This window comes from Acidihalobacter yilgarnensis (assembly GCF_001753245.1).
Lineage (GTDB): Bacteria > Pseudomonadota > Gammaproteobacteria > DSM-5130 > Acidihalobacteraceae > Acidihalobacter > Acidihalobacter yilgarnensis.
In genome coordinates this window covers 1,947,531-1,971,215 of record NZ_CP017415.1, presented here as the reverse complement: position 1 = coordinate 1,971,215, position 23,685 = coordinate 1,947,531, and the positions used below count along the sequence as shown (strand labels likewise).

At 58.8% G+C, this 23,685-nt stretch carries 19 protein-coding genes and 2 pseudogenes; 14 read left to right on the top strand and 7 right to left on the bottom strand.

Going from position 1 to position 23,685, the window contains the following annotated elements; translation table 11 throughout:
- Positions 1 to 28: 28 nt before the first annotated feature.
- Positions 29 to 289 (bottom strand): hypothetical protein, encoded by a 261-nt coding sequence (locus tag BI364_RS09370; protein WP_070078514.1) that lies wholly within the window; start codon positions 287 to 289, stop codon positions 29 to 31.
- A gap of 156 nt (positions 290 to 445) precedes the next feature.
- Here BI364_RS09370 and prfB point away from each other — a divergent pair.
- Positions 446 to 1,541, top strand: a protein-coding gene (gene prfB / locus BI364_RS09365) for a peptide chain release factor 2 (RefSeq protein ID WP_156782692.1) whose coding sequence is annotated in 2 segments (ribosomal slippage) — positions 446 to 517 and positions 519 to 1,541 — 1,095 coding nt in all. Because the reading frame shifts where the segments join, the coding sequence is not laid out codon by codon here.
- A 69-nt stretch (positions 1,542 to 1,610) separates the two neighbouring features.
- Positions 1,611 to 3,101, top strand: coding sequence for a lysine--tRNA ligase (lysS, locus tag BI364_RS09360; protein ID WP_070078513.1), 1,491 nt, complete (start codon positions 1,611 to 1,613; stop codon positions 3,099 to 3,101).
- A gap of 65 nt (positions 3,102 to 3,166) precedes the next feature.
- Here the strand turns inward: lysS and ygfZ are convergent, their stop codons facing one another.
- Entirely contained in the window at positions 3,167 to 4,228 is a 1,062-nt protein-coding gene (gene ygfZ / locus BI364_RS09355; protein WP_070078512.1) for a CAF17-like 4Fe-4S cluster assembly/insertion protein YgfZ, read from the bottom strand.
- Positions 4,229 to 4,400: 172 nt separating this feature from the next.
- Between ygfZ and sdhC the strand changes: the two genes are divergently transcribed.
- The 6 genes and pseudogenes from sdhC (at position 4,401) to BI364_RS19170 (ending at position 8,672) form a co-directional block, all read left to right on the top strand.
- On the top strand, positions 4,401 to 4,775 hold the full coding sequence (gene sdhC / locus BI364_RS09350) for a succinate dehydrogenase, cytochrome b556 subunit (RefSeq protein ID WP_070078511.1): 375 nt from the start codon (positions 4,401 to 4,403) through the stop codon (positions 4,773 to 4,775).
- Complete coding sequence (sdhD, locus tag BI364_RS09345; protein WP_083251288.1) at positions 4,772 to 5,113, top strand: succinate dehydrogenase, hydrophobic membrane anchor protein; 342 nt, start codon at positions 4,772 to 4,774, stop codon at positions 5,111 to 5,113. Before sdhC ends, sdhD begins: the two co-directional genes overlap by 4 nt.
- Positions 5,110 to 6,873, top strand: a complete 1,764-nt coding sequence (gene sdhA / locus BI364_RS09340; RefSeq protein ID WP_070078510.1) for a succinate dehydrogenase flavoprotein subunit — start codon at positions 5,110 to 5,112, stop codon at positions 6,871 to 6,873. The genes sdhD and sdhA overlap by 4 nt, the downstream gene beginning before the upstream one ends.
- Positions 6,873 to 7,574, top strand: coding sequence for a succinate dehydrogenase iron-sulfur subunit (locus BI364_RS09335; RefSeq protein ID WP_070078509.1), 702 nt, complete (start codon positions 6,873 to 6,875; stop codon positions 7,572 to 7,574). The genes sdhA and BI364_RS09335 overlap by 1 nt, the downstream gene beginning before the upstream one ends.
- 43 nt (positions 7,575 to 7,617) lie before the next feature.
- Entirely contained in the window at positions 7,618 to 7,824 is a 207-nt protein-coding gene (locus BI364_RS09330) for an FAD assembly factor SdhE (protein ID WP_070078508.1), read from the top strand.
- Between the two features lie 31 nt (positions 7,825 to 7,855).
- A pseudogene (locus tag BI364_RS19170) lies at positions 7,856 to 8,672 on the top strand (NifU family protein).
- 46 nt (positions 8,673 to 8,718) lie between these two features.
- Here the strand turns inward: BI364_RS19170 and BI364_RS09320 are convergent.
- Entirely contained in the window at positions 8,719 to 10,347 is a 1,629-nt protein-coding gene (locus BI364_RS09320; protein ID WP_070078507.1) for an alpha-D-glucose phosphate-specific phosphoglucomutase, read from the bottom strand.
- A gap of 82 nt (positions 10,348 to 10,429) precedes the next feature.
- Between BI364_RS09320 and BI364_RS09315 the strand changes: the two genes are divergently transcribed.
- From BI364_RS09315 to BI364_RS09295, 5 genes are all read left to right on the top strand, one after another.
- A complete protein-coding gene (locus BI364_RS09315; protein ID WP_070078506.1) occupies positions 10,430 to 10,927 on the top strand; it encodes a DUF1249 domain-containing protein in 498 nt (165 codons plus the stop codon).
- A 118-nt stretch (positions 10,928 to 11,045) separates the two neighbouring features.
- Positions 11,046 to 11,522 (top strand): Fe-S cluster assembly transcription factor, encoded by a 477-nt coding sequence (locus BI364_RS09310; RefSeq protein ID WP_070078505.1) that lies wholly within the window; start codon positions 11,046 to 11,048, stop codon positions 11,520 to 11,522.
- A gap of 14 nt (positions 11,523 to 11,536) precedes the next feature.
- Positions 11,537 to 12,760, top strand: coding sequence for an IscS subfamily cysteine desulfurase (locus BI364_RS09305; protein WP_070078504.1), 1,224 nt, complete (start codon positions 11,537 to 11,539; stop codon positions 12,758 to 12,760).
- Between the two features lie 33 nt (positions 12,761 to 12,793).
- Positions 12,794 to 13,201 carry a Fe-S cluster assembly scaffold IscU gene (iscU, locus tag BI364_RS09300; RefSeq protein ID WP_070078503.1) on the top strand — a complete coding sequence of 136 codons (408 nt, stop codon included), beginning with the start codon at positions 12,794 to 12,796 and terminating at the stop codon, positions 13,199 to 13,201.
- 307 nt (positions 13,202 to 13,508) lie between these two features.
- Entirely contained in the window at positions 13,509 to 17,756 is a 4,248-nt protein-coding gene (locus BI364_RS09295) for a chemotaxis protein CheB (protein WP_083251286.1), read from the top strand.
- Positions 17,757 to 18,188: 432 nt separating this feature from the next.
- Here the strand turns inward: BI364_RS09295 and BI364_RS09290 are convergent, their stop codons facing one another.
- On the bottom strand, positions 18,189 to 18,704 hold the full coding sequence (locus BI364_RS09290) for a hypothetical protein (RefSeq protein WP_070078501.1): 516 nt from the start codon (positions 18,702 to 18,704) through the stop codon (positions 18,189 to 18,191).
- A 312-nt stretch (positions 18,705 to 19,016) separates the two neighbouring features.
- On the opposite strand from BI364_RS09290, the gene BI364_RS09285 reads away from it, so the two are divergent.
- The gene (locus tag BI364_RS09285; RefSeq protein WP_070078500.1) at positions 19,017 to 20,309 is read left to right on the top strand and encodes a cation:proton antiporter; all 1,293 of its coding nucleotides are present in this window, start codon (positions 19,017 to 19,019) and stop codon (positions 20,307 to 20,309) included.
- Between the two features lie 320 nt (positions 20,310 to 20,629).
- On the opposite strand, the gene BI364_RS18655 is transcribed toward BI364_RS09285, so the two are convergent.
- From BI364_RS18655 to BI364_RS09270, 3 genes and pseudogenes are all read right to left on the bottom strand, one after another.
- A complete protein-coding gene (locus BI364_RS18655) occupies positions 20,630 to 21,001 on the bottom strand; it encodes a DUF4129 domain-containing protein (protein ID WP_233279622.1) in 372 nt (123 codons plus the stop codon).
- A gap of 282 nt (positions 21,002 to 21,283) precedes the next feature.
- A pseudogene (locus tag BI364_RS18650) lies at positions 21,284 to 22,578 on the bottom strand (transglutaminase family protein); the annotation flags it as partial.
- 128 nt (positions 22,579 to 22,706) lie between these two features.
- Complete coding sequence (locus tag BI364_RS09270) at positions 22,707 to 23,684, bottom strand: DUF58 domain-containing protein (protein ID WP_197495655.1); 978 nt, start codon at positions 23,682 to 23,684, stop codon at positions 22,707 to 22,709.
- Position 23,685: the final 1 nt, after the last annotated feature.

The following is a 23,685-nucleotide window of genomic DNA, read 5'->3' as shown; positions in this document are numbered from 1 at the left end:
TTGCAGAACACTCGCCGGTCTTCTTCGATTAATCGGAAAAGGCCAACAGCCCAAGATAAGCAAATAGTGTCGGGACAATGTAATCGAGCGCCCAGACCAGCCAGACCAGCAGAGGTGAGGATGCGCGCAGTAGGTGCTGGTGCATGTCGAACAACAAGATCCAATTGCCGAGTACCAGTCCGCCCAGCAGGCTGTCGCGGATGCGTGCAGTGCGGATAAAGCGGTGGCGCAGCGCCCACAAGCGGGCATGAGCTGACTGTTTGGTGGCTGTGGGTGATGGTTCGGGCATGCTGGTGGTAGGCCGATGTGGTATCTGAACCGATCAGACCACGCAGGACACGCGCAAGTTCATGGCGGTGAAGCCTCGCCAGCCGGTGGTGTGCGAGATCCCCTTGCCTAGCGCGTTGCTGTAGAATCCGCAGTTTTTCGCTCAAGGGAATGCCGTATGGAACTCAACCCCGTCTATCAGCGGATTCGTGACCTGCGGGGGCGTCTGGATGCCCTCAGGGGGTATCTTTGACGTCGATGTCAAGCGTGAGCGTCTGGAAGAAGTGCGTCGTGAACTCGAGGATGCAGCAGTTTGGGCCAATCCGGAGCGGGCGCAAAGCTTAGGCAAGGAACGGGCACAGCTTGAAACCGTCGTCGAAACGATTGATGAGCTGAGTGCGGGGCTTGTCGACGGGGAAGAGTTGCTCGAGCTGGCCGAGGCCGAGACGGACACGGAGGCGGTCGCCTCGGTTGAACAGGACCTCGACGCCTACGAGGCGCGCGTCGGCACGCTCGAATTTCGGCGCATGTTTTCTGGCGAGATGGATGGCGCCTATGCCTTCCTCGACGTTCAGGCGGGTTCTGGCGGCACCGAGGCGCAGGACTGGGCGGATATGCTGCTGCGCATGTATCTGCGCTGGGGCGAGCGTCGCGGGTTTACCACGGAGCTGATCGAGGTATCTCCGGGCGAAGTGGCGGGCATCAAGAGTGCGACCGTGCGCTTCGAGGGTGAGTATGCTTATGGTTGGCTGCGTACCGAGACCGGCGTGCACCGTCTGGTGCGTAAATCACCCTTCGATTCCGGTAATCGGCGCCATACCTCGTTTGCGGCGGTGTTCGTGTCGCCCGAGGTGGACGACGATTTCGACATCGAGATCAATCCGGCCGATTTGAAGGTTGATACTTACCGCGCGAGCGGTGCGGGCGGACAGCACGTCAACCGTACAGAGTCGGCGATTCGCATCACGCACATGCCTTCTGGCGTCGTGGTGCAGTGTCAGAACGATCGCTCGCAGCATAAAAACCGCGCAACCGCGATGAAGCAGCTTAAGGCCAAGCTCTATGAGCTGGAGATACAAAAACGGCAGTCCGAGCAGCAGGCGATCGAAGATACCAAGTCGGATATCGGCTGGGGTAATCAGATACGTTCCTATGTGCTGGATCAGTCGCGGATCAAGGATCTACGCACGAATATCGAAATCGGCAATACGCAATCGGTGCTCGATGGCGGCATCGATATTTTCATCGAAGCGGCCCTCAAGAGCGGGCTGTGACCGAATGCACCCCAATCATCGCGCGCCGACGCCAGCCGTGATCGGCGCGACAACTAGATCATCAATGACATGAACAATGACTCTCAACTCGATGAAAATAAACTGATTGCCCAGCGTCGCGAGAAACTCGACAGGCTGCGCGAGACGGGGGAGGCCTTCCCCAACGATTTCCGCCGGGATGACTTGGCCGGCGAGCTGCATGCGGAATACGACGAGATCGAGGCCGAGGCGCTGGAGGCCCGTAACCTACGCGTTCGCGTAGCGGGTCGCATGATGCTCAAGCGCGTGATGGGCAAGGCGAGCTTCGCGCAACTGCTCGATATGTCGGGCCGCATCCAACTGTATCTGCAGCGCGACGTGCTGGGCGATGTCTATCAGGACTTCAAGGGCTGGGATATCGGCGACATCCTCGGTGTCGAGGGACAACTGGTCAAAACCAAGACCGGTGAGCTCAGCGTACGCGTTGACGGTATTCGGCTATTGACCAAGGCCTTGCGGCCTCTGCCCGAGAAGTTTCACGGCCTGACCGATCAGGAAGCGCGCTATCGCCAGCGCTACCTAGATCTGATCATGAACGAACCGTCGCGCGCGACCTTTCGCTTGCGTTCCAGAATCGTGCAGTTCATTCGCGACTTCATGAGTGCGCGCGATTTCCTGGAGGTCGAGACGCCGATGATGCAGGTCATCCCTGGCGGGGCCACCGCGCGGCCGTTCGTAACGCATCACAATGCGCTGGACATGCCCTTGTTTCTGCGCGTGGCGCCCGAGCTGTATCTCAAGCGCCTGGTGGTGGGCGGTTTCGAGCGGGTGTTCGAGATCAATCGAAACTTCCGCAATGAGGGCGTGTCGACTCGGCACAACCCCGAATTCACCATGTTGGAGTTCTATCAGGCCTATGCGACCTACGAGGATTTGATCGATCTGACTGAAACGATGTTGCGCGAGATGGCCGCCGCGCTGCTGGACACCACTCAGGTGCCTTATCAGGGCGAGCTCTACGATTTTGGCAAGTCGTTCGCACGCCTGACGATGCGCGAATCCGTGCTGCACTACAATCCAGAGATCACAATCGAGCAACTCGACGACCCGGAACGCCTACGCGCTTTGGCGCAGGGATTGGGCATCGCGCTCAAACCTGGCTACGGGCCGGGCAAGGTATTGACGGAAATCTTCGAGAAGACGGTGGAACATCGCCTGTCGGACCCGACCTTCATCACCGAATATCCCACCGAGGTGTCGCCACTGGCGCGACGCAATACCCTGAATCCCGATGTGACCGATCGTTTTGAATTTTTTGTCGGCGGGCGCGAGCTGGCCAACGGATTTTCCGAGCTTAATGATTACGAGGACCAAGCCGAGCGGTTCAGGTGCCAAGTGGCGGAAAAGGAAGCGGGAGACGAGGAGGCGATGCACTTCGACGCCGACTACATCCGCGCTCTGGAGCACGGCATGCCGCCGACTGCGGGCGAAGGTATCGGTATCGATCGTCTGGTGATGCTGTTCGCCGACGCGCCGTCAATCCGCGATGTGCTGCTCTTCCCGCACATGCGGCCGGAGTAGCCACCCACCGTAATAGCCGCTCGTAGTCATAGCCGAGCGACAGTACGGCGGGTACAGGTCCCCCTTTAGCCGGTTGCGGCAACTTCCAGGGAATAGGGGAGTTCGCGCAGGGTCACATGCGCGCGCTTGCCCTGGCCCAGGCGCAGTTTGGTACGGTTATCGACGCTGCTGATCTGCAGTACCGCCAATCCTTCCAGGCCACCGTCAGGGTGCCGGAAGGCCTCGACCAGCCGTCCGGCGGGGTTGCCGTCCGGCGTGTCGGCATCGACGATATCCATGCCAGGCTCTGCTGACTCGGCATCGATGTGCACGCGATACATGCGGCGCTTGAGATTCCCGAGGTATTGCATACGCGCGACGATTTCTTGGCCGGGGTAGCAGCCCTTGTGGAAGCTCACGCCGTCGATCAATTCCATGTTCGCCATCTGCGGGACGAAGGCCTCGCTGGTGCCCGGCTGAATGACGGGCACTCCGGCCAGGATGTTCAGCAGACCCCAACAGGCGGCACCAACCGGGGCGCTGTGCACATTGAGCCGGTTCCAGAGGAGATGAAGCGGTTCGAGCAGGCCATAGATTTCGTAGCGTGGGTGGTGGCCCATGATGCGCACCACGGTGATGCCATCATGGGTGAGGGTTTCGTCGATTTCCCGCGGCGGTGCAGTGCCCAGGGCATCGCCGAGCAAGCTGGCGGCATCCGGACCCGAGAGGCCCATTCTGACCAGGCTGGCGCTGGCATCCTCTAGCGTCACGCGGCTGCGTAACACGTACATGCGCAGCCGCTTGAGCATCGGCTCCATCAGCGCCTGCGGGAGCCGCAGGTAGTAGGTGTCCTCGCGCCGGATCATGCGGAAGTTCGCCAGCATGCGGCCCTTGGGTGTGCAATAGCTGCTCAGCTGGCTACGACGGGCATCGACGAGCTGGACATCGTTGCTGAACTGCCCCTGCAGGAAGGTGGTGGCGTCTTCGCCGTAGGCCGCGATCAGGCCGTAATGTGAGAGATCGCAGATCACGTTGCCCGCGATAGTCACCCGGCGCTCGCGTTCGGGATTGCCGAAGCTCGCGACGCTATCGCCGTCGGCGAATTCGGCCCCGTCGTTTTGTAGATAGGCCTTCCACTCGGGTTTCATTCGGTTCTCCGTGTCTCGGGGTTGGACTCAATGGGGTTATGGTAGAACAAGGCTGGAAGCGCTGTCAGCCATGGTCTGGCGCTTGCTTGCACGCGGGTCTCTTCTGCTAGACTCATTGCCCAATCGGGAAGCCGACCGAAGCCTCCCAACCGGATCACAAGGACCGTCGCCGATGAATGCACGTCCCGTCTACCTCGATCTGCGCAGGATACGCCTGCCGCTACCCGGCGTGATTTCTTTCGCTCACCGGGTTTCGGGTATTGTCCTGTTCATTGGCATTCCCTTCGCCCTGGATGTGCTTGAACTTTCCCTTTCCGGCAACGCGGGATTTTCAAAGGCACATGACTGGCTGGCCTCGCCTTGGCTGGCGCCGTTTCTACTATTGGCCGTATGGAGTTTGTGCCACCACCTGCTGGCCGGCATTCGATTCTTGTTTATGGACATCGATGTGGGTGTGGACAAGCGGAGCAGTCACCTGAGTGCGGCCTGGGTAGGTGGGCTCGCGCTGGTGATCGCCGGTGCATTGCTACTGGAGTTCTATCTGTGAAATCGGGGCTGAGCGGGCTCAGGGCCTGGCTGATACAGCGCGTGAGTGCCGTCTATCTGGGCGGCTTCTTCATTTTTGGCATCGGCGCATTGGCAACTCATCCGCACCTGAATGCGGGTCAATGGCACGATTGGCTATCACAGCCGCTGCTCTTACTGGCCTTGGCAGTTTTTATCGTCATGCTGCTGGCGCACGCCTGGGTCGGCGTGCGTGACGTGATCGTCGATTATGCCCATCCGCTCGGCCTGCGCGTCGGGCTGATGGCGGCCGTCGCCGTGTTCCTGCTGGCCTGCGGGCTCTGGGCCGCGCACATCCTGCTACGCGCGAGTGGAATATGAAACTGACAAGAAGAAAATTTGATGCCCTGATCGTGGGCGCGGGTGGCGCTGGCTTGCGCGCCGCACTCCAGCTTGCGAGGGCGGATGCGAATGTCGCCGTGGTTTCCAAGGTCTTCCCCACGCGCTCGCATACCGTGGCGGCGCAAGGTGGTGTGAACGCCGCACTGGCCAATGTCGTGTCTGACGATTGGCATTGGCACATGTTCGACACCGTCAAGGGTAGTGATTATCTGGGCGATCAGGATGCCATCGAATTCATGTGCCGCGCGGCACCCAAGGTGGTCTATGAACTGGATCACTACGGCGTGCCGTTCTCCCGACTTGAGGACGGCACTATCTATCAGCGTGCCTTCGGTGGTCAGAGCCGCCATTTCGGCAAGGAACAGGCGGTGCGGACTTGCGCCGCTGCTGATCGTACCGGCCATGCGATCCTGCATAGCCTCTATCAGCAGAATATCCGCGCCAAGACGCATTTTTTCGACGAATATTTCACCGTCGACCTGATTAAGGATGCCGATGGTTTCGTGTTGGGTGTGCTGGCCTTTTCCATCGAGACTGGCGAGCCGATCCTGATTGAAGCCAAGACCACGCTGCTGGCCACCGGCGGCGTCGCTCAACTTTACCGGACCAACACCAATGCGTTGATCAACACCGGCGACGGTATGGCGATGGCGTTACGCGCAGGCGTTCCCTTGCAAGATATGGAATTCATCCAGTTCCACCCGACCGGCATCGCCGGGCGCGGCATGCTCATCACCGAGGCCGCGCGTGGCGAGGGCGGCTATCTCGTGAATAGTGAGGGTGAACGCTTCATGGAGCGCTATGCGCCGAATGCCAGAGATCTGGCGTCGCGCGATGTGGTCAGTCGGGCGATCTATACCGAAGTTAAGGAGGGTCGTGGTTGCGGTCCGCGCAAGGATTATTGCTTGCTCAAGGTGGATCACCTCGGTGCAGACGTGGTCAAGAGCCGGTTGCCGGGCATTCGCGATATGTGCCTGACCTTCCTGCATCTCGATCCGGCCGAGCAGGCCATTCCGGTCTATCCCACCGCACATTACACAATGGGCGGCATTCCGACGAACCGCTTCGGTCAGGTGGTGACGCCGGTGCGCGATACCCCAGAAGAGCCGGTGCCGGGTCTGTACGCGGCAGGCGAGTGTGCCTGTGTCTCTGTGCACGGCGCCAATCGCCTGGGTGGTAACTCGCTGCTGGATATCTTGGTGTTCGGGCGAGCGGCGGCGAACCACATCATTGAATATCTGGCCGAAAACCGTTACCACCGTCCGATGGACGAAGATAGCGTCGCAGCGGCCATGGCGCGGCTCACGCGTTGGGATCGCCGTGGCGATGGCGAAACGCCGGAACAAGTGCGCCAAGCCCTAAAGCAAGTCATGGAAGATCATGTGGGCGTGTTCCGCGAGGAAGGCGTGCTTGCCGAGGGGGTGCAGCAGGTCAAGGCGGTCGCCGAACGGCTTGAATCGGCCTGCCTGCGGGATCATAGCCGTATCTTCAATACTGCCCGCGTCGAGGCGCTTGAGACCGAAAACCTCGTCGCCTGCGCACAGGCGGTCGCTCGCTCGGCGCTGGCACGCACCGAAAGCCGTGGGGCACACAGTCGGGTGGATCATCCCAAGCGTGACGATAATCGCTGGATGCGCCACAGCCTGTATTTCCTCGGCAATGACACTCTGGACTACAAGCCGGTACGTACCCGGCCGCTGACCGTCGAATCGTTTCCCCCGGTGGAGAGGGTCTACTGATGTTGTTTTCGATCTATCGTTACGACCCGGAGGGGGCTGCCGCCCCGCACATGCAGGCCTTTGAGTTGGCGGATGAGCACATCGAACCGGGCATGATGCTGCTGGGTGCCCTGCTTAAGCTCAAGGAGCAGGACGAAACTTTGAGTTTCCGGCGTTCCTGTCAGGAAGGCGTATGTGGTTCGGACGGAATGAATATCAACGGTACGAACGGCCTGGCTTGCATCACCCAGGTCGCCGGCCTCAAACAGCCGATCGAGATCCGACCGCTGCCCGGCATGCCCGTGGTGCGAGACCTGATTGTGGACATGGGCAATTTCTACAATCAATACCGCGCGACCGAGCCTTATCTTAAGCTGACCGATCCGGAGCCTGAGGTCGAGTTCCTGCAAACGCCGGAGCAAAGAGCCAAGCTCGATGGTCTTTACGAGTGCGTGCTTTGTGGTTGCTGTTCCGCTGCTTGCCCCTCGTACTGGTGGAACCCGGAGCGATTCCTGGGCCCGGCCGCGTTGCTGCAATCGGCGCGCTTCGTGCTGGATAGCCGCGACCAAGCCACCGACGAGCGACTGACTCAGTTGGACGATGCCTACAAGCTTTATCGCTGCCATAGCATCATGAATTGCGTACAGGTCTGCCCCAAGGGGCTCAACCCCACCCGCGCGATCGGACAGATCAAGCACGCCATGCTCAAACGGTCGATCTGAGGTGACCACGGATGGTCGCCTGCGTTGGCACTGTCGGCGGGGCATGCTTGAGCTCGACCTGCTCCTCGGGCCATTCGTGGACAACCGGCTTGCCAGTCTGGATGCTGCGGAGCGCTTAGCGTTTGAGCACTTACTGGAGTATCCTGATCAGGTATTGTTGGACATCCTGATGGGCCGGATGGCCCCTACAGACCCTGGAATTGCGCATGTCGTCACCCAGATCCGTGGAGCCGTTGTATCTGCAACCTAAGCCCTCGCGGCAGCTAGCGGGTTTTTTTGTCCTGTTGCACATCACGGCCGCCGCCGTGTTGCCTTATCTGAATCTCCCCGCTTGGAGCCTGGTCTTTCTCGGCTTGCTGCTTGCTTGGAGTTTGTACCGCAATCTACGCCTGTATGTCCTGCTCAACACCCGGCGGAGCCTGCTACGCCTGGTGTGGGAAGTCTCTGGCGGTTGGCGCGTGTGGGACGGCTTGGGGCAGGAGCATCGCGCGCGGCTGGCACCTGACTGCTACGTGCATGCTCGCGTAGTTGTGCTCAGTCTGCGTCTACTCGATGGCGGCGGACGACGAGCGGTGGTATTGCTGCAGGATTCCCTCGAAAAAGATGCCCTTAGACGCTTGCGCGCGCGTCTCCGCGCCGAACATCTCGGACAAAACGACAAGCATGACGACTGAGTTCTCCCTCAAGCGCATGGATCTGGTGTCGACTCAGGGCGCGCTGGACAAGCTGCTCAGCGAAGACACCGATCATCATTACAGCGAAGATGAATTGGATGCCATCGAGGCAATCGATCCCGAGCTGGCACTGCGTATCGATCGTGTGCAAACCCAGGCTGCACGCGCACAAGCCGATGGACTTGTGGCCACCGGGCCGATTGACCTCGATGCCGTTCGCGAAGCGATCGAGGCCGCGCGCGGCATCCTGATGCAGGACGGTGGCGACATCGAGTTCGTCGACTTGCAGGATCGCACGGTGCGAGTGCGCCTGAAGGGCGCCTGTGTGGGGTGTCCGCGAGCCACTCTGGATCTGAAGAACGTCGTCGAACGGCTGGTCAGAAGTCGAGTGCCCGGTGTGGCCCGCGTATCCAATCTTTTCTAGCCTCGGTCGCCAACTCGCAGTGGCCGGCCACGCCGGCCGTCACCGTTTAGGTAATCACATCGGGCGCGTCGCGCCCTGTATGTTGTGCTACCCCCGCGATCTCGCCGGCGAGTGTGATGAGATCGGCCAGTTGCCGCTGGGCATCCGCCTGCAGGTATTCGCGGCGTGTCTCCAGACGCTCGATGTAAAGCCGCAGTGTTGCGCCCTGCGTACCCGTACCCGACAGCCGATAGACGATACGTGCCTCCTCGCCCAGGATCAGGCGGATGCCCTGTCCTTGGGTGTGGCTGCCGTCCACCGGATCGGTGTAGGCGAAGTCGTCGGCGGCAGTGATCAGATGTCGCCCTAACGGCTGACCAGGCAGGGTGTCTAGCCGGCTACGCAGCGCGTTCATCAGGGTGTCGGCTCTTGCACTGTCTACACCCTCATAATCATGGCGTGTGTACACGTCGCGTCCGAATCGCGTCCAATGTTCGGTCATGATTTCGGCCACGGATTGGCCACGTACCGCGAGGAGATTGAGCCAAAACAATACGGCCCACAGACCGTCTTTCTCTCGTACATGATCCGAACCCGTACCGAAGCTTTCCTCGCCGCACAGCGTAATGCGCCCTGCGTCCAGTAGATTGCCGAAGAATTTCCAGCCGGTCGGTGTTTCGTAGCAGGGGATGTCGAGCTTCTGCGCGACGCGATCGACGGCGCGGCTGGTGGGCATGGAGCGGGCCACGCCATGCAGGCCATCATGGTATGCGGGGATGCGGGTCGCGTTGGCGGCCAGGATCGCCAGGCTATCGCTCGGGGTCACGAAACAGCGGTGGCCGAGGATCATGTTGCGGTCACCGTCGCCGTCGGAGGCTGCGCCGAAATCCGGGCCTTCGGGGCGGCTGAGTTGTCGTACCAGCTCGGCGGCATGGGTGAGGTTGGGGTCCGGATGGCCGCCGCCGAAATCAGCCAGCGGGGTTCCGTGGATCACCGTGCCTTCGGGCGCACCGAGCATGCGCTCGAACAAGGTGTGCGCATACGGGCCGGTGATGGCGTGCATGGCGTCGAAACGCATGCGGAAGCCGCTGCGGAACAGCCCTCGAATGCGCTCGAAATCAAACAGGGATTCCATCAGGCGGGCGTAATCGCTGACTGGATCGATTATCTCGATCGCAAGCCCGTTCAAGCGATGTTCGCCAAGGGTATCGATGTCGACGTGGTTCGCAGAGACGATGTGATAACGATCAATTACCTGGCTGCGGGCATATACCGCCTCGGTCAATGTTTCCGGCGCGGGGCCTCCATTGGCGGTATTGAACTTGATTCCAAAGTCGCCCCCAGGGCCGCCGGGGTTGTGGCTGGCGGACAGGATAATACCGCCGACTGCGCCGTGCTGACGGATTAGGGCCGAGACGGCGGGTGTCGAGAAGAGGCCGCCTTTGCCCACAATGACGCGGCCGAGGCCATTACCTGCGGCCATCCGCAGAATGGTCTGGATTGCCTCGCGATTGTGATAGCGGCCGTCGCCGCCGAGTATCAGGGTTGCGCCCTCGATCTCTTTCACGCAGTCGAACAGCGACTGCACGAAATTTTCGAGATAGTGGGGTTGCATGAAGGTTTTGACCGGTTTGCGCAAGCCGGAAGTACCGGGGCGTTGGCCGCTGAAGGGTTGGGTGCGGCAGGTCTCAGTCATGAGGTATTACCCGATCCGTGGGGAGAGGCTATGAGGACGTTAGCAAATCCGTGCGCGATTGTCCCTGTGCTATTCTCGGCCCATGTTCATCCAGCGACGATACCCTGGGCATCTCTTCAGCGCGCCGCGTAGTTTTGCATCGCTGATGGAGCTCTATGAGCAAAATTACATCGCCCTCCGGCGCTTGTGCCCACAGCTGCCGGCGCAGGGCGAATTGCGGGTGTCGTATCCAGATGGCGCGCCGCGCCTGTATCTGAGCGTGATCGAGCATACACGCTACACCAGTAGCCTTGAGCTGACGCACCGATTCGACGTGGCATCCGATGGCGAGGCCACCACGCCATCGCTCAGCGTGCGCATCTATCACGATGCTCGCCAGGCCGAGGTGCTCCTGGCACATCGAAACGGGGCGGTCGACCATCAAGCCTTCAGCCGCGCGGGTGGTGCGGGCGAGTTGCGCGTGCGCTGGTCGGCGAATCGCTTTCTCAATCGTTGGCTGCACTATTGCCTGGGGCAAGGGCATAGCTTTTCGGCTGAACGAAATGCGATTGCCGAACCGCTCATTCCGGCCGCCGAGTAAAGCGCCAACCGTCGCGTGCTAATTGTTGACTGATGCAGTCGGGTAATCTAGAGTAACCTACTAGCTAACTCGGGATTTATCCTGAGTTCCCGTCACACACAGACAAAGGCGGCTGACCATGAAATTGTCAACGAAAGGCCGGTATGCGGTCACTGCGATGATGGATCTCGCCATCCATGACAAGGTAGGGCCGGTGACACTGGCGGACATCTCCGTCTGCCAGGGCATCTCACTCTCGTATCTCGAACAGCTGTTCGCCAAATTGCGCAAGGAACACCTCGTTGAGGGCGTGCGCGGTCCTGGCGGCGGTTACCGTCTGGCGAAACCCGCCGATCAGATCACGGTGGCCCAGATCATTTCGGCCGTGGACGAATCCGTCGACGTGACTCGCTGTAGCGGCCAGAGCGATTGTCAGGATGGCGAACGCTGCCTGACCCATCAGCTTTGGGATGATCTCAGCCATCGCCTCTACAGCTTCCTCGACGGCATTACCCTGGCCCAATTCGCCAATCGCCCCGACGTGCAGGCCATCGCCGAGCGCCAGGACAAGGCCGGACGTCGCCAGTTTATGTCCTACCGTCGTTCCGCCGCGTGATGCGGAGTATCCCGATGGACGTAGTAAAGGTACCGGTATATTTGGACTATTCGGCGACGACGCCGGTGGACGGTCGTGTTGCGGATTTGATGTGCGGGTATTTGACGCGGGAAGGTGTATACGGTAATCCGGCGTCGCGCAGCCACAGTTTTGGCTGGTCGTCGGAAGCGGCGGTCGAGAATGCGCGGGCTGAAGTGGCGCGATTGCTCAATGCCGACCCGAAGGAGATCGTATGGACCAGCGGCGCGACCGAGTCTGACAACCTAGCGCTGAAGGGCGCGATGCATTTTTACCAGCGCAAAGGGCGACACCTGGTGACGTGCAAGACCGAGCACAAGGCCGTGCTCGACAGCTGTCGGCAGCTGGAGCGAGAAGGTTACGAAGTGACCTATCTTGATCCCGAGCCGAGTGGTCTGATCGACCAAGGCAAGCTTGAGGCCGCGCTGCGCGAAGACACCGTACTGGTCTCGCTGATGCACGTGAACAACGAGACCGGAGTGATCCAGGACCTGGCCGCGATCGGGGCATTGACGCGGGCCCGTGGCGTACTGCTACACGTAGACGCCGCCCAGTCTGCAGGCAAGATTCCGCTCGACGTCCAGGCGCTGGAAGTCGACCTGGTCAGCGTATCGGGACACAAGATGTACGGTCCCAAAGGGATTGGTGCGCTATACGTCCGGCGCAAGCCGCGTGTTCGACTGGAAGCGCAGATGCACGGCGGGGGTCACGAGCGCGGGATGCGATCTGGCACCCTGGCGACCCACCAGATCGTCGGCATGGGCGAAGCCGCGCGGCTAGCGCGTGAAGAGATGGGCGCCGACCTTGAACGGATACGCGGGCTGCGCGACCGGCTGTGGAACGGCGTCAACGACCTTGAAGAAGTGTATCTCAACGGCGACATGGCGCACGGCTATGCCGGGATACTCAACGTCAGCTTTGCCTACGTTGAAGGCGAGAGCCTGCTGATGGCGCTCAAGGACTTGGCCGTCTCCTCGGGTTCCGCATGCACCTCGGCGAGTCTTGAGCCGAGCTACGTCCTGCGCGCCCTGGGCCGCGACGACGAACTGGCGCACAGCTCAATTCGCTTCTCGATCGGTCGTTACACGAATGCCGCCGAGATTGACTACGCGATTACCGAGGTACGTAGCGCGGTGAGCAAGCTGCGCGAGCTATCGCCGTTGTGGGAGATGTACCAGGACGGCGTGGACATCAAAAGCATTCAATGGGCTGCGCACTAAGGCAGCGAGACGGATAGAACGGAGGACCTGAAGATGGCCTACAGCGACAAGGTAATAGATCACTACGAGAACCCGCGTAACGTGGGCACCCTGGACAAGGGCGACGCGAGCGTGGGGACCGGCATGGTGGGTGCCCCGGCGTGTGGCGACGTGATGAAGCTACAGATCCGGGTGAACGCATCGGGCGTGATCGAGGACGCCAAGTTCAAGACGTACGGGTGTGGTTCTGCGATTGCGAGTTCGAGCCTGTTGACGGAATGGGTCAAGGGCAAGACGCTGGCGGAAGCGGGCTCGATCAAGAACACGCAGATCGCCGAAGAGCTGGCGTTGCCGCCGGTGAAGATTCACTGTTCGGTGTTGGCGGAGGACGCGATCAAGGCCGCGATCGAGGACTACCAGAACAAGCAGGACGTCAACACACAGCAGGCACAGTCCGCTTGAACTGATTGTTCGTTTTCATGCGCACTCCGGTCGGCTTGCCGATTGTTTGGCCCGCAGATGCGGGCCTTTTTCTGCCTGTGTTTCGTTCGTGCGATGTCGACTTCCCCAAATGGCCGTTCGATGCAGCGTTGGTTCAATCGCGATAGCCGACTAAAAACAGTCACCAGGGATGGCTGTTCAAAGGGGTACACTCTTCCTCTGGGCATCTGGGCATCTGGGCAAAGTTAATGGGCATGCCACCGCTTGGTATGTAAACCTATACTTATCGTAGAAGTGCCCTACGCCATAGGGCACAGGGGGTTATTGCATGCCATCAAGGCCTAGTCGCAAGAAAACCATTGCCCATAAACCCTCGTCGAACACCCGCAAGGTAAGCAACCCGCTTCCGTTTCCCGTCGTCGGGATGGGTGCTTCTGCAGGCGGATTGGATGCCTTCAAGCGATTTTTCTCGGCAATGCCTGCCGACTCGGGAATGGCTTTTGTGCTGGTACAGCATCTCGCCCCGGAGCATGAAAGTCTCACGGCCGATATTCTGACCAAGCACACAGCGATGAAGGTGGCGCAGGTCGAGGACAAGATCGCGATCGAGCCCAATCATGTCTATGTGATCCCACCGAATACGAACCTGAGTATTCGCAGCGGCGTGTTGTACTTGAGCGCACCGGCCCAGCCACATGGTCATCGTCTACCGATTGATTTCTTCTTCCGTTCGCTGGCGGAAGATCAGGAGGCCAAGGCCCTTTGCATCATCCTCTCCGGCACTGGTCGTGATGGTACTTTAGGGCTCAAGGCCATCAAGGGTCATGGGGGCATGGCCATCGCCCAGTCTCCGGAGACGGCACAGTTCGACGGTATGCCGCGCAGCGCTATCGATACAGGCCTGATCGATTATGTTCTGCCCGTGGCGGAAATGCCGGCTGTTCTGATCGATTATTTGCAACACGCGCGCGGACTCATCGGACCGGAGACGCTCAACGACAACGTGCCGGATCTACTTGAATTGATTTTGGCGACACTGCGCGAGCGTACCAAACATGATTTTCACTATTACAAGACCGGTACGTTGGTCCGTCGCATCAAACGACGTATGGGGCTCAATCATATCGAGGAAGTCGGGGATTATCTGCGCTTTCTACGGGAGGATGAGCACGAACCCCAGCGCTTGCGTAAGGATTTTTTGATTGGCGTCACGCGTTTTTTCCGCGAACCGGAGGCGAACCAACTGCTTGAGCAGGAGGTCATCCGCAAGTTGGTACAGGAGAAAAAGCCTGAAGCGCCCATACGCGTCTGGGTGCCCGGTTGTTCATCGGGTGAAGAGGCCTATTCGATAGCGATCCTGCTGCTAGAACAAGCTCAGGCACTGCAAAAACCCCGCACGATCCAAATTTTCGCCTCGGACATTGATGAGGAAGCATTGGCGACGGCCCGCGCCGGGATCTACCCCGAAAATATTGCCGCCGACATCTCGCCCGAGCGTTTGCGACAGTTTTTCAGAAAGGTGGGTCAAAACAACTACGAAGTTTCCACACAGGTGCGCGATTGTGTGGTGTTCGCGGCACAGGACCTAATCAGCGATCCACCGTTCTCAAGACTGGATTTGATCAGCTGTCGAAACTTGTTGATCTATATTGTGCCCGAAGTCCAAAAGAAAGTGATCTCATTGTTCCATTACGTGCTCAACGAAGGCGGGTTCCTGTTTCTGGGTGCTTCCGAGACGATCGGACAACAAGAAGACCTGTTCAAGCCTGTTTCCAAAAAATTGCGGGTGTATCAGCGCCTCGGGCCGACGCGGCGGGATAAGGTCGATTTCCCGGTGAGTAACGGAAGGGCAAGACCTACCTCGGTTGATCGGCAAAATATACAGCCGAGATCGGTCAAATCCGTCAATTTCGGCAACGTGACGCAAGCGCTGTTGTTACAACACTACGCACCGTTTGCTGTGTTGTTCAATCGCAAGTTCGAAATACTCTATTTGCACGGACCGTCAGGCCCTTACCTGGAACTGACCACGGGTGACATGACGCAGGATCTGATGAGCATGATCCGCGACGGGCTGCGCGGGGCATTGCGCAATGCCGTAAAAATGGCACTCCAGCAAGCACAGCAAATTACCCTCAAGGCGCGTGTCAAGCGCGATGGGACCTACTACCCAATCGCGCTGACGGTGTTGCCGGTCAGTGCGCCACAGGAGGCCGAAGGCTTGTTGCTGGCGACCTTTGCCGATGTCGAGGCAACCAGCCGGTTGGAGCACGAGTGGATTAAGGGTGAGGGGATCGGCGATGAGGCATTTCTGGGCCAGCTGGAATCGGAATTACAATCTACTCGGGCGGAACTGCAGGGCACAATCTCAGAGTTGGAAACCTCGAATGAGGAACTGAAAAGCTATAACGAAGAAATTCTGTCGATGAATGAGGAACTCCAGTCGGCGAATGAAGAGCTGGAGACCTCCAAGGAAGAGCTGCAATCCCTCAATGAGGAATTGGCGACCGTCAACAACCAGCTGCAGGACAAATTGGACGAACTGAGAGATCTGAATAATGATCAGTCGAATCTGCTGACCAGCACGGACATCGCCACGCTGTTTCTGGATACGCAATTGCGCATCAAGCGCTTCACGCCTGCGATCAGTAAGATTTTCAATCTGATTGCATCGGATGTCGGGCGTCCGATAGGCGATATTGCGCAGCGGGTTCACAATTCGACCTTACAGGCTGATGCCGATGTCGTATTGCGCACACTCACGCCAATTGAAAAGCAGATCGGCCATGAAGATGACCGCTGGTATCTCCAGCGTGTGCTGCCTTATCGGACGGAGGACAACAAGATCGAAGGGGTGGTCGTGACCTTCATCGATATCACCGAGCGCAATCGGGCACAACAAGTACTGCAAAAGACTAAGAATTACCTGCAACTTCTGCTGGCATCGACGGGAGAGGCGATGTATGGCGTTGACAAGCAAGGGCACAGCACCTTCATCAACCCGAAATTCACGGAACTCCTCGGATACACGCAAGCAGAACTGTCCGGGAAGCGGGTACACGACCTGATCCATCACACACATATCGATGGCACGGTTTATCCATGGCAGGAGAGTGTTCTATACAAATGCCTCACCCAAGGTGAAAGCTACCATGGGGATAACGAGGTGATATGGCGCAAGGATGGCACCTCGTTTCCTGCCTTTTTCACAGTAGCGCCTCTCATCGAAGATGAGGGCGTGACCGGGGCAGTGGTGGCGTTAAGAGATATCACCGAGGCCCATGAGATGTCCCGCGAGTTGGAACAGCTCGCGCGGCACGATTCCTTGACCGGGCTTATCAACCGGCGGGAATTCGAGCATCGCCTGGCGCGGGTGATCGAGAGCACCGAAGAAAGCAATATTCAACATGCCTTGTGTTTTCTCGATCTCGATCAATTCAAGCTGATCAACGATACCTGCGGACATTTGGCTGGTGATGAATTGCTACAGCAGATCGCTGCACTGTTAAAGGAACATGTCAGGAAGCGGGATACGATCGCTCGTTTGGGTGGAGATGAATTCGGCTTGCTGATGGAGCACTGCGATATTGAGGAGGCGGGTCGTGTCGCCAATACCCTCTTGAAAGTGATTGCCGAGTACCGATTCATGTGGGAAGGAAAACCGTATACGGTGGGGATCTCGATTGGGGTCGCGTTAATTACCGAAGATACCGGCGACATGACCGTGGCCTTAAAGGCCGCGGATGCCGCCTGTTATGCGGCAAAGGAAGCGGGAAGAAATCGCATTCATATTTACCACGAGCAAGACCTTGCGCTGTCGGTCCGCCACGGGGAAATGCGCTGGGTGATGAAGATCAATAGCGCCCTGGAAGAAAACCGCTTTCACCTCGATTGTCAGCCGATCGTTGCCATCGACGCTACAAATGACGTTAAACCCATTTTTGAATTCCTGCTGCGCCTGGAAGACGATGACGGAGAGATCATCCTGCCAGAAACATTTCTCAAAGCCGCCGTGCGTTACAACCTATCGATCCAGTTGGATCAGTGGGTTCTCAGTACGGCGCTTGCATGGCTCAATAACAACCCGAAGCAATTTAAAGAAGCCTCCCTGTTCACCATCAATCTTTCCGCGCCCGCGCTGGGCGACGACGGCTTCTTGAACTTCACGCTTGCGGAGCTACGCAAGCATGGCGTATCGCCTGATAAAATCTGTTTTGAGATAACGGAAACGGCGGCAATCAGCAATCTTGCCAATACCAATAAATTTATTCACGCCCTCAAGGAATTGGGCTGCCGTTTTGCCATCGATGATTTCGGGGCCGGCTTATCTTCATTCGGTTATCTGAAGGCGCTGGCGGTCGAGTACCTGAAGATCTCTGGTTTATTCGTGGCGAATATTATGGATGACCCCATCGATTTGGCGATGGTCAAGTCCATCAATGAAGTAGGGCATGTGATGGGTAAGAAAACGATTGCAAAATTTACCGAGAACGAGGCTATTCTGGCCAAGCTGCGGGAGCTGGGTGTGGATTACGCCCAGGGCGATGTGATTGGCAAGCCCGTGCGGGTCTGTTGAATATCATCGTGAGCTTCCGCGTCTCCCGTGGAAGCCATTTCGCCAAATTGTGGAAGATACGCCTATCGCCCTTGCCGAATTACATGAACGTTTGCGTGAAGTTGGCGTTCAAAAAAGAATGCCTTTCAACTTTGTGAGTCTGGTGCGAGGGGTGCCAAAACGCTCACTTACTTGAACGAATCGCTGGTTTCCATGCGCATTCCGATTGGTACGCTGACGATTTGGCCTGCATTTTCACTTTCTGTATCCTGCCATCGCTAATGCGATGTTAATTGCAAGGCATATTGATGCGTATTTTCGAGCCCTGGCAACCAGTCATGCCATCGCAGATTTAACGGCAGGTGTCCGGGCGCGAGGTAGCCGTTTTCCCTGTCTGTCACGTTTGCCATGAGCCATCGACGAAGGGCTCAAGCGGTTTATCCGATGGAAGGGTCAGCGTGCATTGGATGTGAATTTTTTGTCTTCCCGCTTCGCATCGGCCATCGCCTCAGGCTCCAATTCTTCGGCAGAACGATTGAGGTGTACGAAGAGGCCCCAGGCGGCAAGCAGTACGCCGTCGGCAACCAAGATGCTCGCCGCATACGTCAGTTGTGCCGGATTTTCGTGTAAGGCTTTGAAAGTCGCAACGAGGACTTCGATGGCGAGTGCGACCACGACGACTACAAAAAATCTTGACAAGAATCTCCGTACGCGAGTAGGTGCGCTGATATCGGCGTCACGAATGACCTCTTCCTCGAAGATGGTCTCGGCAATTTGTAACGCGACAACCGCGGCAGCTAGCAAGCCCACGGCCTCGATGATCGCCTGCGCGGTCGCGCCGTTCAGGCCACTGGTGAAGGCCACCCATCCCATGCGCGCGGCAATTGTGATGAGCATGAGTGCGGCGCAGGCAAAGAGAAATGCCATCAATCCATGGACGAGTCGAAATAGCAGTTGCAGCATTTTCATCGGGATATCATGTCACAAAATGCCGGGAGGCGCGGAAAATGCGTGCTAATGTCGGCATTCACCGGCCTGCGTGATATTTTGTGCAGACCGGTGAATTATGGATTAGGCACATGGCATTCACTTTGCGAGCTTTAAGAAAATTGCATGGGATTGGCTGGTCATGTCGAACATCGATCCGATCAAGCCGAAATGATGTCCGACCTGAAGCATCCAGTTAATTTGGCCATCGCCCCAGGGTTGTCTTTTCCGTGAGTGAGTCAGTCTGCTGACCACTCATCATAGCGCTGGTAAATGTTGAAAAGAGGATGCGGTATGAGTTTCTTTCCCCTGGTCAGCATCCTGATTACACTCGCAGGTGTTTCGAGTTATATCAATTATCGTTATATCAAGCTACCAACCACTATCGGCGTCATGCTGGTGGCCTTGGTTGCGTCACTTGCGTTGGTGCTAGCCGGTTCTTACACAGAAAGTTTCCGCGAACAGGCTGCGACACTGGTCTCGCAGGTCGACTTCAATCAAGTCGTGCTGCACGGCATGCTCGCATTCCTGTTGTTTGCCGGTTCGATACACGTGAAGCTCGAAGATATTGGCCGTGAATGGTTGCCGATTGCGTTGCTGGCTGTATTTGGGACGCTCATCTCCACTTGTATTGTCGGCGGGGTGACGTGGTTGGTTCTTGGCTGGCTGGGCCTAGGCATTCCATTTTTGCATGCGCTGTTGTTCGGTGCCCTGATTTCACCGACCGATCCCATCGCGGTGTTGGGGATACTGAAATCTGCCGGTGCGCCACGGCAGCTCGAGGTACAGGTGGCCGGTGAGTCGCTATTCAATGATGGGCTGGGCGTCGTTGTGTTCCTGATCCTCCTGGAACTGGCCCGTTCTGGCGGTGCAGCAGTGAGCGGCGCTACACCGCTGTCGATTGAGCTTGGCTCAGTGGGGATTCTGCTGGTCAAGGAAGTGGGGGGGGCCCTAGTTTTGGCAATGGCGGCGGGATACATCACCTACCAGATGTTGAAGCGTGTGGATAACTATCAGGTCGAAGTGCTGCTGACCCTTTCCTTGGCCATGGGACTTTATGCCTTGGCCGATGCCTTGCATCTGTCGGCACCGATAGCTGTCGTGGTTGCTGGGCTGTTCATTGGCAACCGGGGCCGGACATTTGCGATGACGGAGAAGACGCGTGAACACGTCGACACGTTCTGGGAGCTGATCGACGAGGTTATTAACGTCGTTCTGTTTCTCTTGATCGGCCTGGAGCTACTCGTATTGCCGATCCAGCATGAATGGCTGATGGCAGGAGCGCTCGCGATACCAATCGTGCTGGCGGCGCGCTGGTTGACTGTTACGGGCATCATGTTGCCGCTCAGTTGGGTGACGTCGCAATCAAAAGGCGCGATTCAGGTCCTGACCTGGGGTGGGCTGCGTGGCGCCATCTCAGTGGCAATGGCCTTGTCATTGCCCGCTGGCGACTCACGCAGCCTAGTGCTGACCCTCACATATTTCGTGGTGGTGTTCTCGATCCTTGTTCAAGGCATGACGGTGGGCCGGGTAATTCGGGCGGTCGGCGACTCGTCGGCGGACGCTAAGTCTTCATCTAGACTTTAACCGTGCCTTGCCGCGGATGTTGATTGAGCAAATAGGGAATTAAGAAATATATAGGCAAAGAACGTCTGAACAAGATAACAGGGATCGCGTATCACCTTCCTCCGATGTTGTCATGTCCCGTTGAAATATCGCGTGATTTATACGGCAATTTTTTCCGGAGCCTTGTCTCTGTTGAAGGCGCTAGTTGAATCTGACGTGGTCACTACCGCAAATGTTTTCGTTTGAGGGGAGTCGCCGTTAGAGCGTATCCGGCTGTCCCGTTCTGTTGTTGGGTGGCCGAGTGATGTCATGGACCGCTTTAGCGATCGTCAGGTTGCCGTTCAGCGAATAGCGGTATCGGGTTTCTGGGTGGTGTTCGGTGCTTTGCCGGACGTGCCGGACGTGCCGGACGTGCCGGACGTGGTCAGTGGAGCGGTGGTGGCCTTGCGTAATTTCGCGAGGCGTTTTGCCAAGGAATCTCCGGGGCCGACGGGTGCATAGCGTACCTCGTGATAGCGTCTGGCGACTTCCAGCGCGGCTTGCGCGTGGGCGGGCCAGTGTCTGCCGATACGCAGGGCAAAGTCGAGGGCTCCCTCGCCGGGCAATGGGCGCAGGCCGTGACGTTTGAGTCGCCGAAGGTAGCGTCGGTAAAGGCGTTGATCGAGGGGAAGTACGGGCGGGCGTTGACGCCAATAGGTCCAGACGAAGCCCATTGCGGCGAGCAGGCCGAAGCTGATGGCGAGATATCGTGCGAGGGCGCCCCAGTCTGCCTTTAGGCCGAGCCGATGCAGCAGCGCCCGTTGTTCTGCGGGGCCGAAGGCAACCACCCATGTGTCCCACAGATAGCCGGCGGTATCCCAACCCGAGCGCAGCGCGCGGGTCCATTGCGGGAACCAGCCCTGGTTTGCGGTGCTGAGCCCAAGCCCGCCATTTGCGGTGGCGCCGGCGCCAGCCTCGATACGGGAGGCCGCGACGGCTGCGGTCGGGTCGACGCGTACCCAGCCTTGCCCCTGTAGCCACACTTCGACCCAAGCGTGTGCGTCGGCATCGCGCACGGTGAAGTAGTGCAATGTGGAATTCCAGCTGCCACCCATATAGCCGACCACAATCCGGGCGGGAATACCTGCGGCGCGCATCAGTACGGCAAATGCACTGGCGTAGTCTTCGCAAAACCCCTGGCGCGTATCGAACAGGAATCTGTCCGTGATATCGCCTTGGAGGCGAGGTGGGTTGAGGGTGTAGTAAAAGGGTTGGTCGTGGAAATAACGCAACGCGCGGGCAATGATCGCCGAGGGGTGCGGGTCCTGCGTTGCCCAACGTTTGGCCAGCGCGCGGGCCTGCAGGGCATCGTTTGCCGGGAGATTCAAATCGGGCATCAATCGGGCGGTCGGCAGCTGTGCCCCGAGATGGGAATGGCCCAGCGCGGCACGTAGCAGGAAGCTGTGTACGGTGTTTACGGGGCGATCCGCGCGCAGGGTGTAACCGGAGACGAGGCGGGTGCCTGGCGGCGCCGCGATCGGCAGGCCAAGGGTTGGGATACCGCGCTGGCCGGAACCCTGGAGCAGCAACGTATAGCGGGTCAGTGACCCGGAAGCGTTTAATTCTGCCGTCGGCGATGTGAGTTTTGCCGGAGGAAGCCAGGTGACGCCATTGAATCGATCGAGGACATAGGCTCGCCAATATCGCTCGCGCGGTGGCGGCGGGGGCCTTGAATATGCGCGCGAAAGGCGATCGCGCGTGAGCGCACGAGTTGCGAGATGTCGCCGGGCGACATGTGGTCGCTCAGTCCCGTCACGGCCTTGTGTCGGTCCGGTACGCGCCCCCACAGTGGACCTTCGATGCGGGGAAAGAGGACGAACAGGATCAGCATCAGCGGTAGGGCGAAGGCAATGCGCCCACTGGCGCTCCCGAGATGTCGTCGAAGCGGTAGCGAGATTTGCCGGGTCTGCATCTGCTGCAAAATGGCGGTCAGCCAGATCAGATTGAGCAGTGCGAAGGCGCTGCGTGGAATGCTTTGATCGAACAGGAAGAGGCTGGTTGTCAGCAGATAGGCGCTCAGGGCGACGACCATCAGATCGCGTGTGGTACGGGTTTCGAAGGTCTTGATCGCGGCGATCAGGAGTAGCAGCGAGACCCCGGCTGATGCGCCATTGAGAGTGTGGAACCATAACCAGACGCCAAGCATCGCGGAGAGTCCGAGTCCGACGAGGAATATCGAGGCGGGAAGGGGCCAGCCGCGATACAGGATCAAGCCACAGGTCAGGAACATCAGAATTGCGCTGACGGGCACCCAGATGGGCAAGGCGCCGAAGAGCAGGGCGGCGATCAGTATCTGGCTGCCCAGCAGACCATACAGCGCGGTATGCAGGGGTGCGGCCAGATCGGTGTGACGCCGGCCCTTGTTCACGTGTTGTGTGCTCACGCGGGCTGCTCGAAGCGTGCGAGTGCTTCGAGACACTGGCGACGATGTCCGGGGCCGCGGTTTGGGGGGATTTCCGCACCGGGGATGACCAGACCATAAGGGTGACCGGCGCCGTCGGCGTCGAGCACCCAGCGACACAGTACAGACAAGCGCTTTTCGGTATCGAGGGCGGGCAGGTCGGTCCAACGCAGCCAGGTGGTGTGCGCCTGTGTGCCGCTCTGGAATTGTTTGCTGAGCAAGGCTTCGCTGCGTGCGGAGGCGCGCCAGGCGATGCGTCGTATGGGGTCGCCGTATTGGTAGGGACGCAGACCGACGAGAATGTCTTCTTCGTCTGCCTGTGTGGCGACGGCGTCTGCCTGCGCTGATCCACTGTGCCCAGGCGGTTGATACAGGCCGCGTGGGGCCGGTGCGGGGGCCACCAGTAGCGGCTGCGGGAAGCGCAGGAGGCTCCAGGTGCGGAAGAGGCCGAGCGGGTAGATCGTGCTGATGTTGATTTCCGGGAGCGCTCTCCGGCCACGACTCAGGACCGGTAGTTCCAGTCGAATCTGTGTGCCGGCGTGGATGTCATGCGTGCGTACCCGCTGCTCGGTTCCGACGATGCGGAAGGTGATCGCCGGATGCGTTTGTTTGCCATCAAGGCCGATGCTCAGGATGAGGGTCGCCGGTCTGTCGGCCAAGGGTGTGCTTGGCATGATCAGCTCGATTTTGAGGCCGAGCAGGTTGCGGTGCGTTTGCCAGATGGCGTTGATCGAGATGCCTGCCAGCAGAAAGGTGGCGGCGAAGATCATGCTGTTGTTGTAGTTGAGGGCAAATAGCAACATCACCGCGAGCATGGCACCGTAACCAAGTCCGGCGCCGGTCGGCAGGATGAACAGCCGGCGCCGTTCGAGTGTTACGGCGTTGCCGGTGATCCGGAGGCGTTTGCGTGTCCATCGCGCAAAATGGCCCGCCCGTCTGTCCGTGGTCTGCGTCACG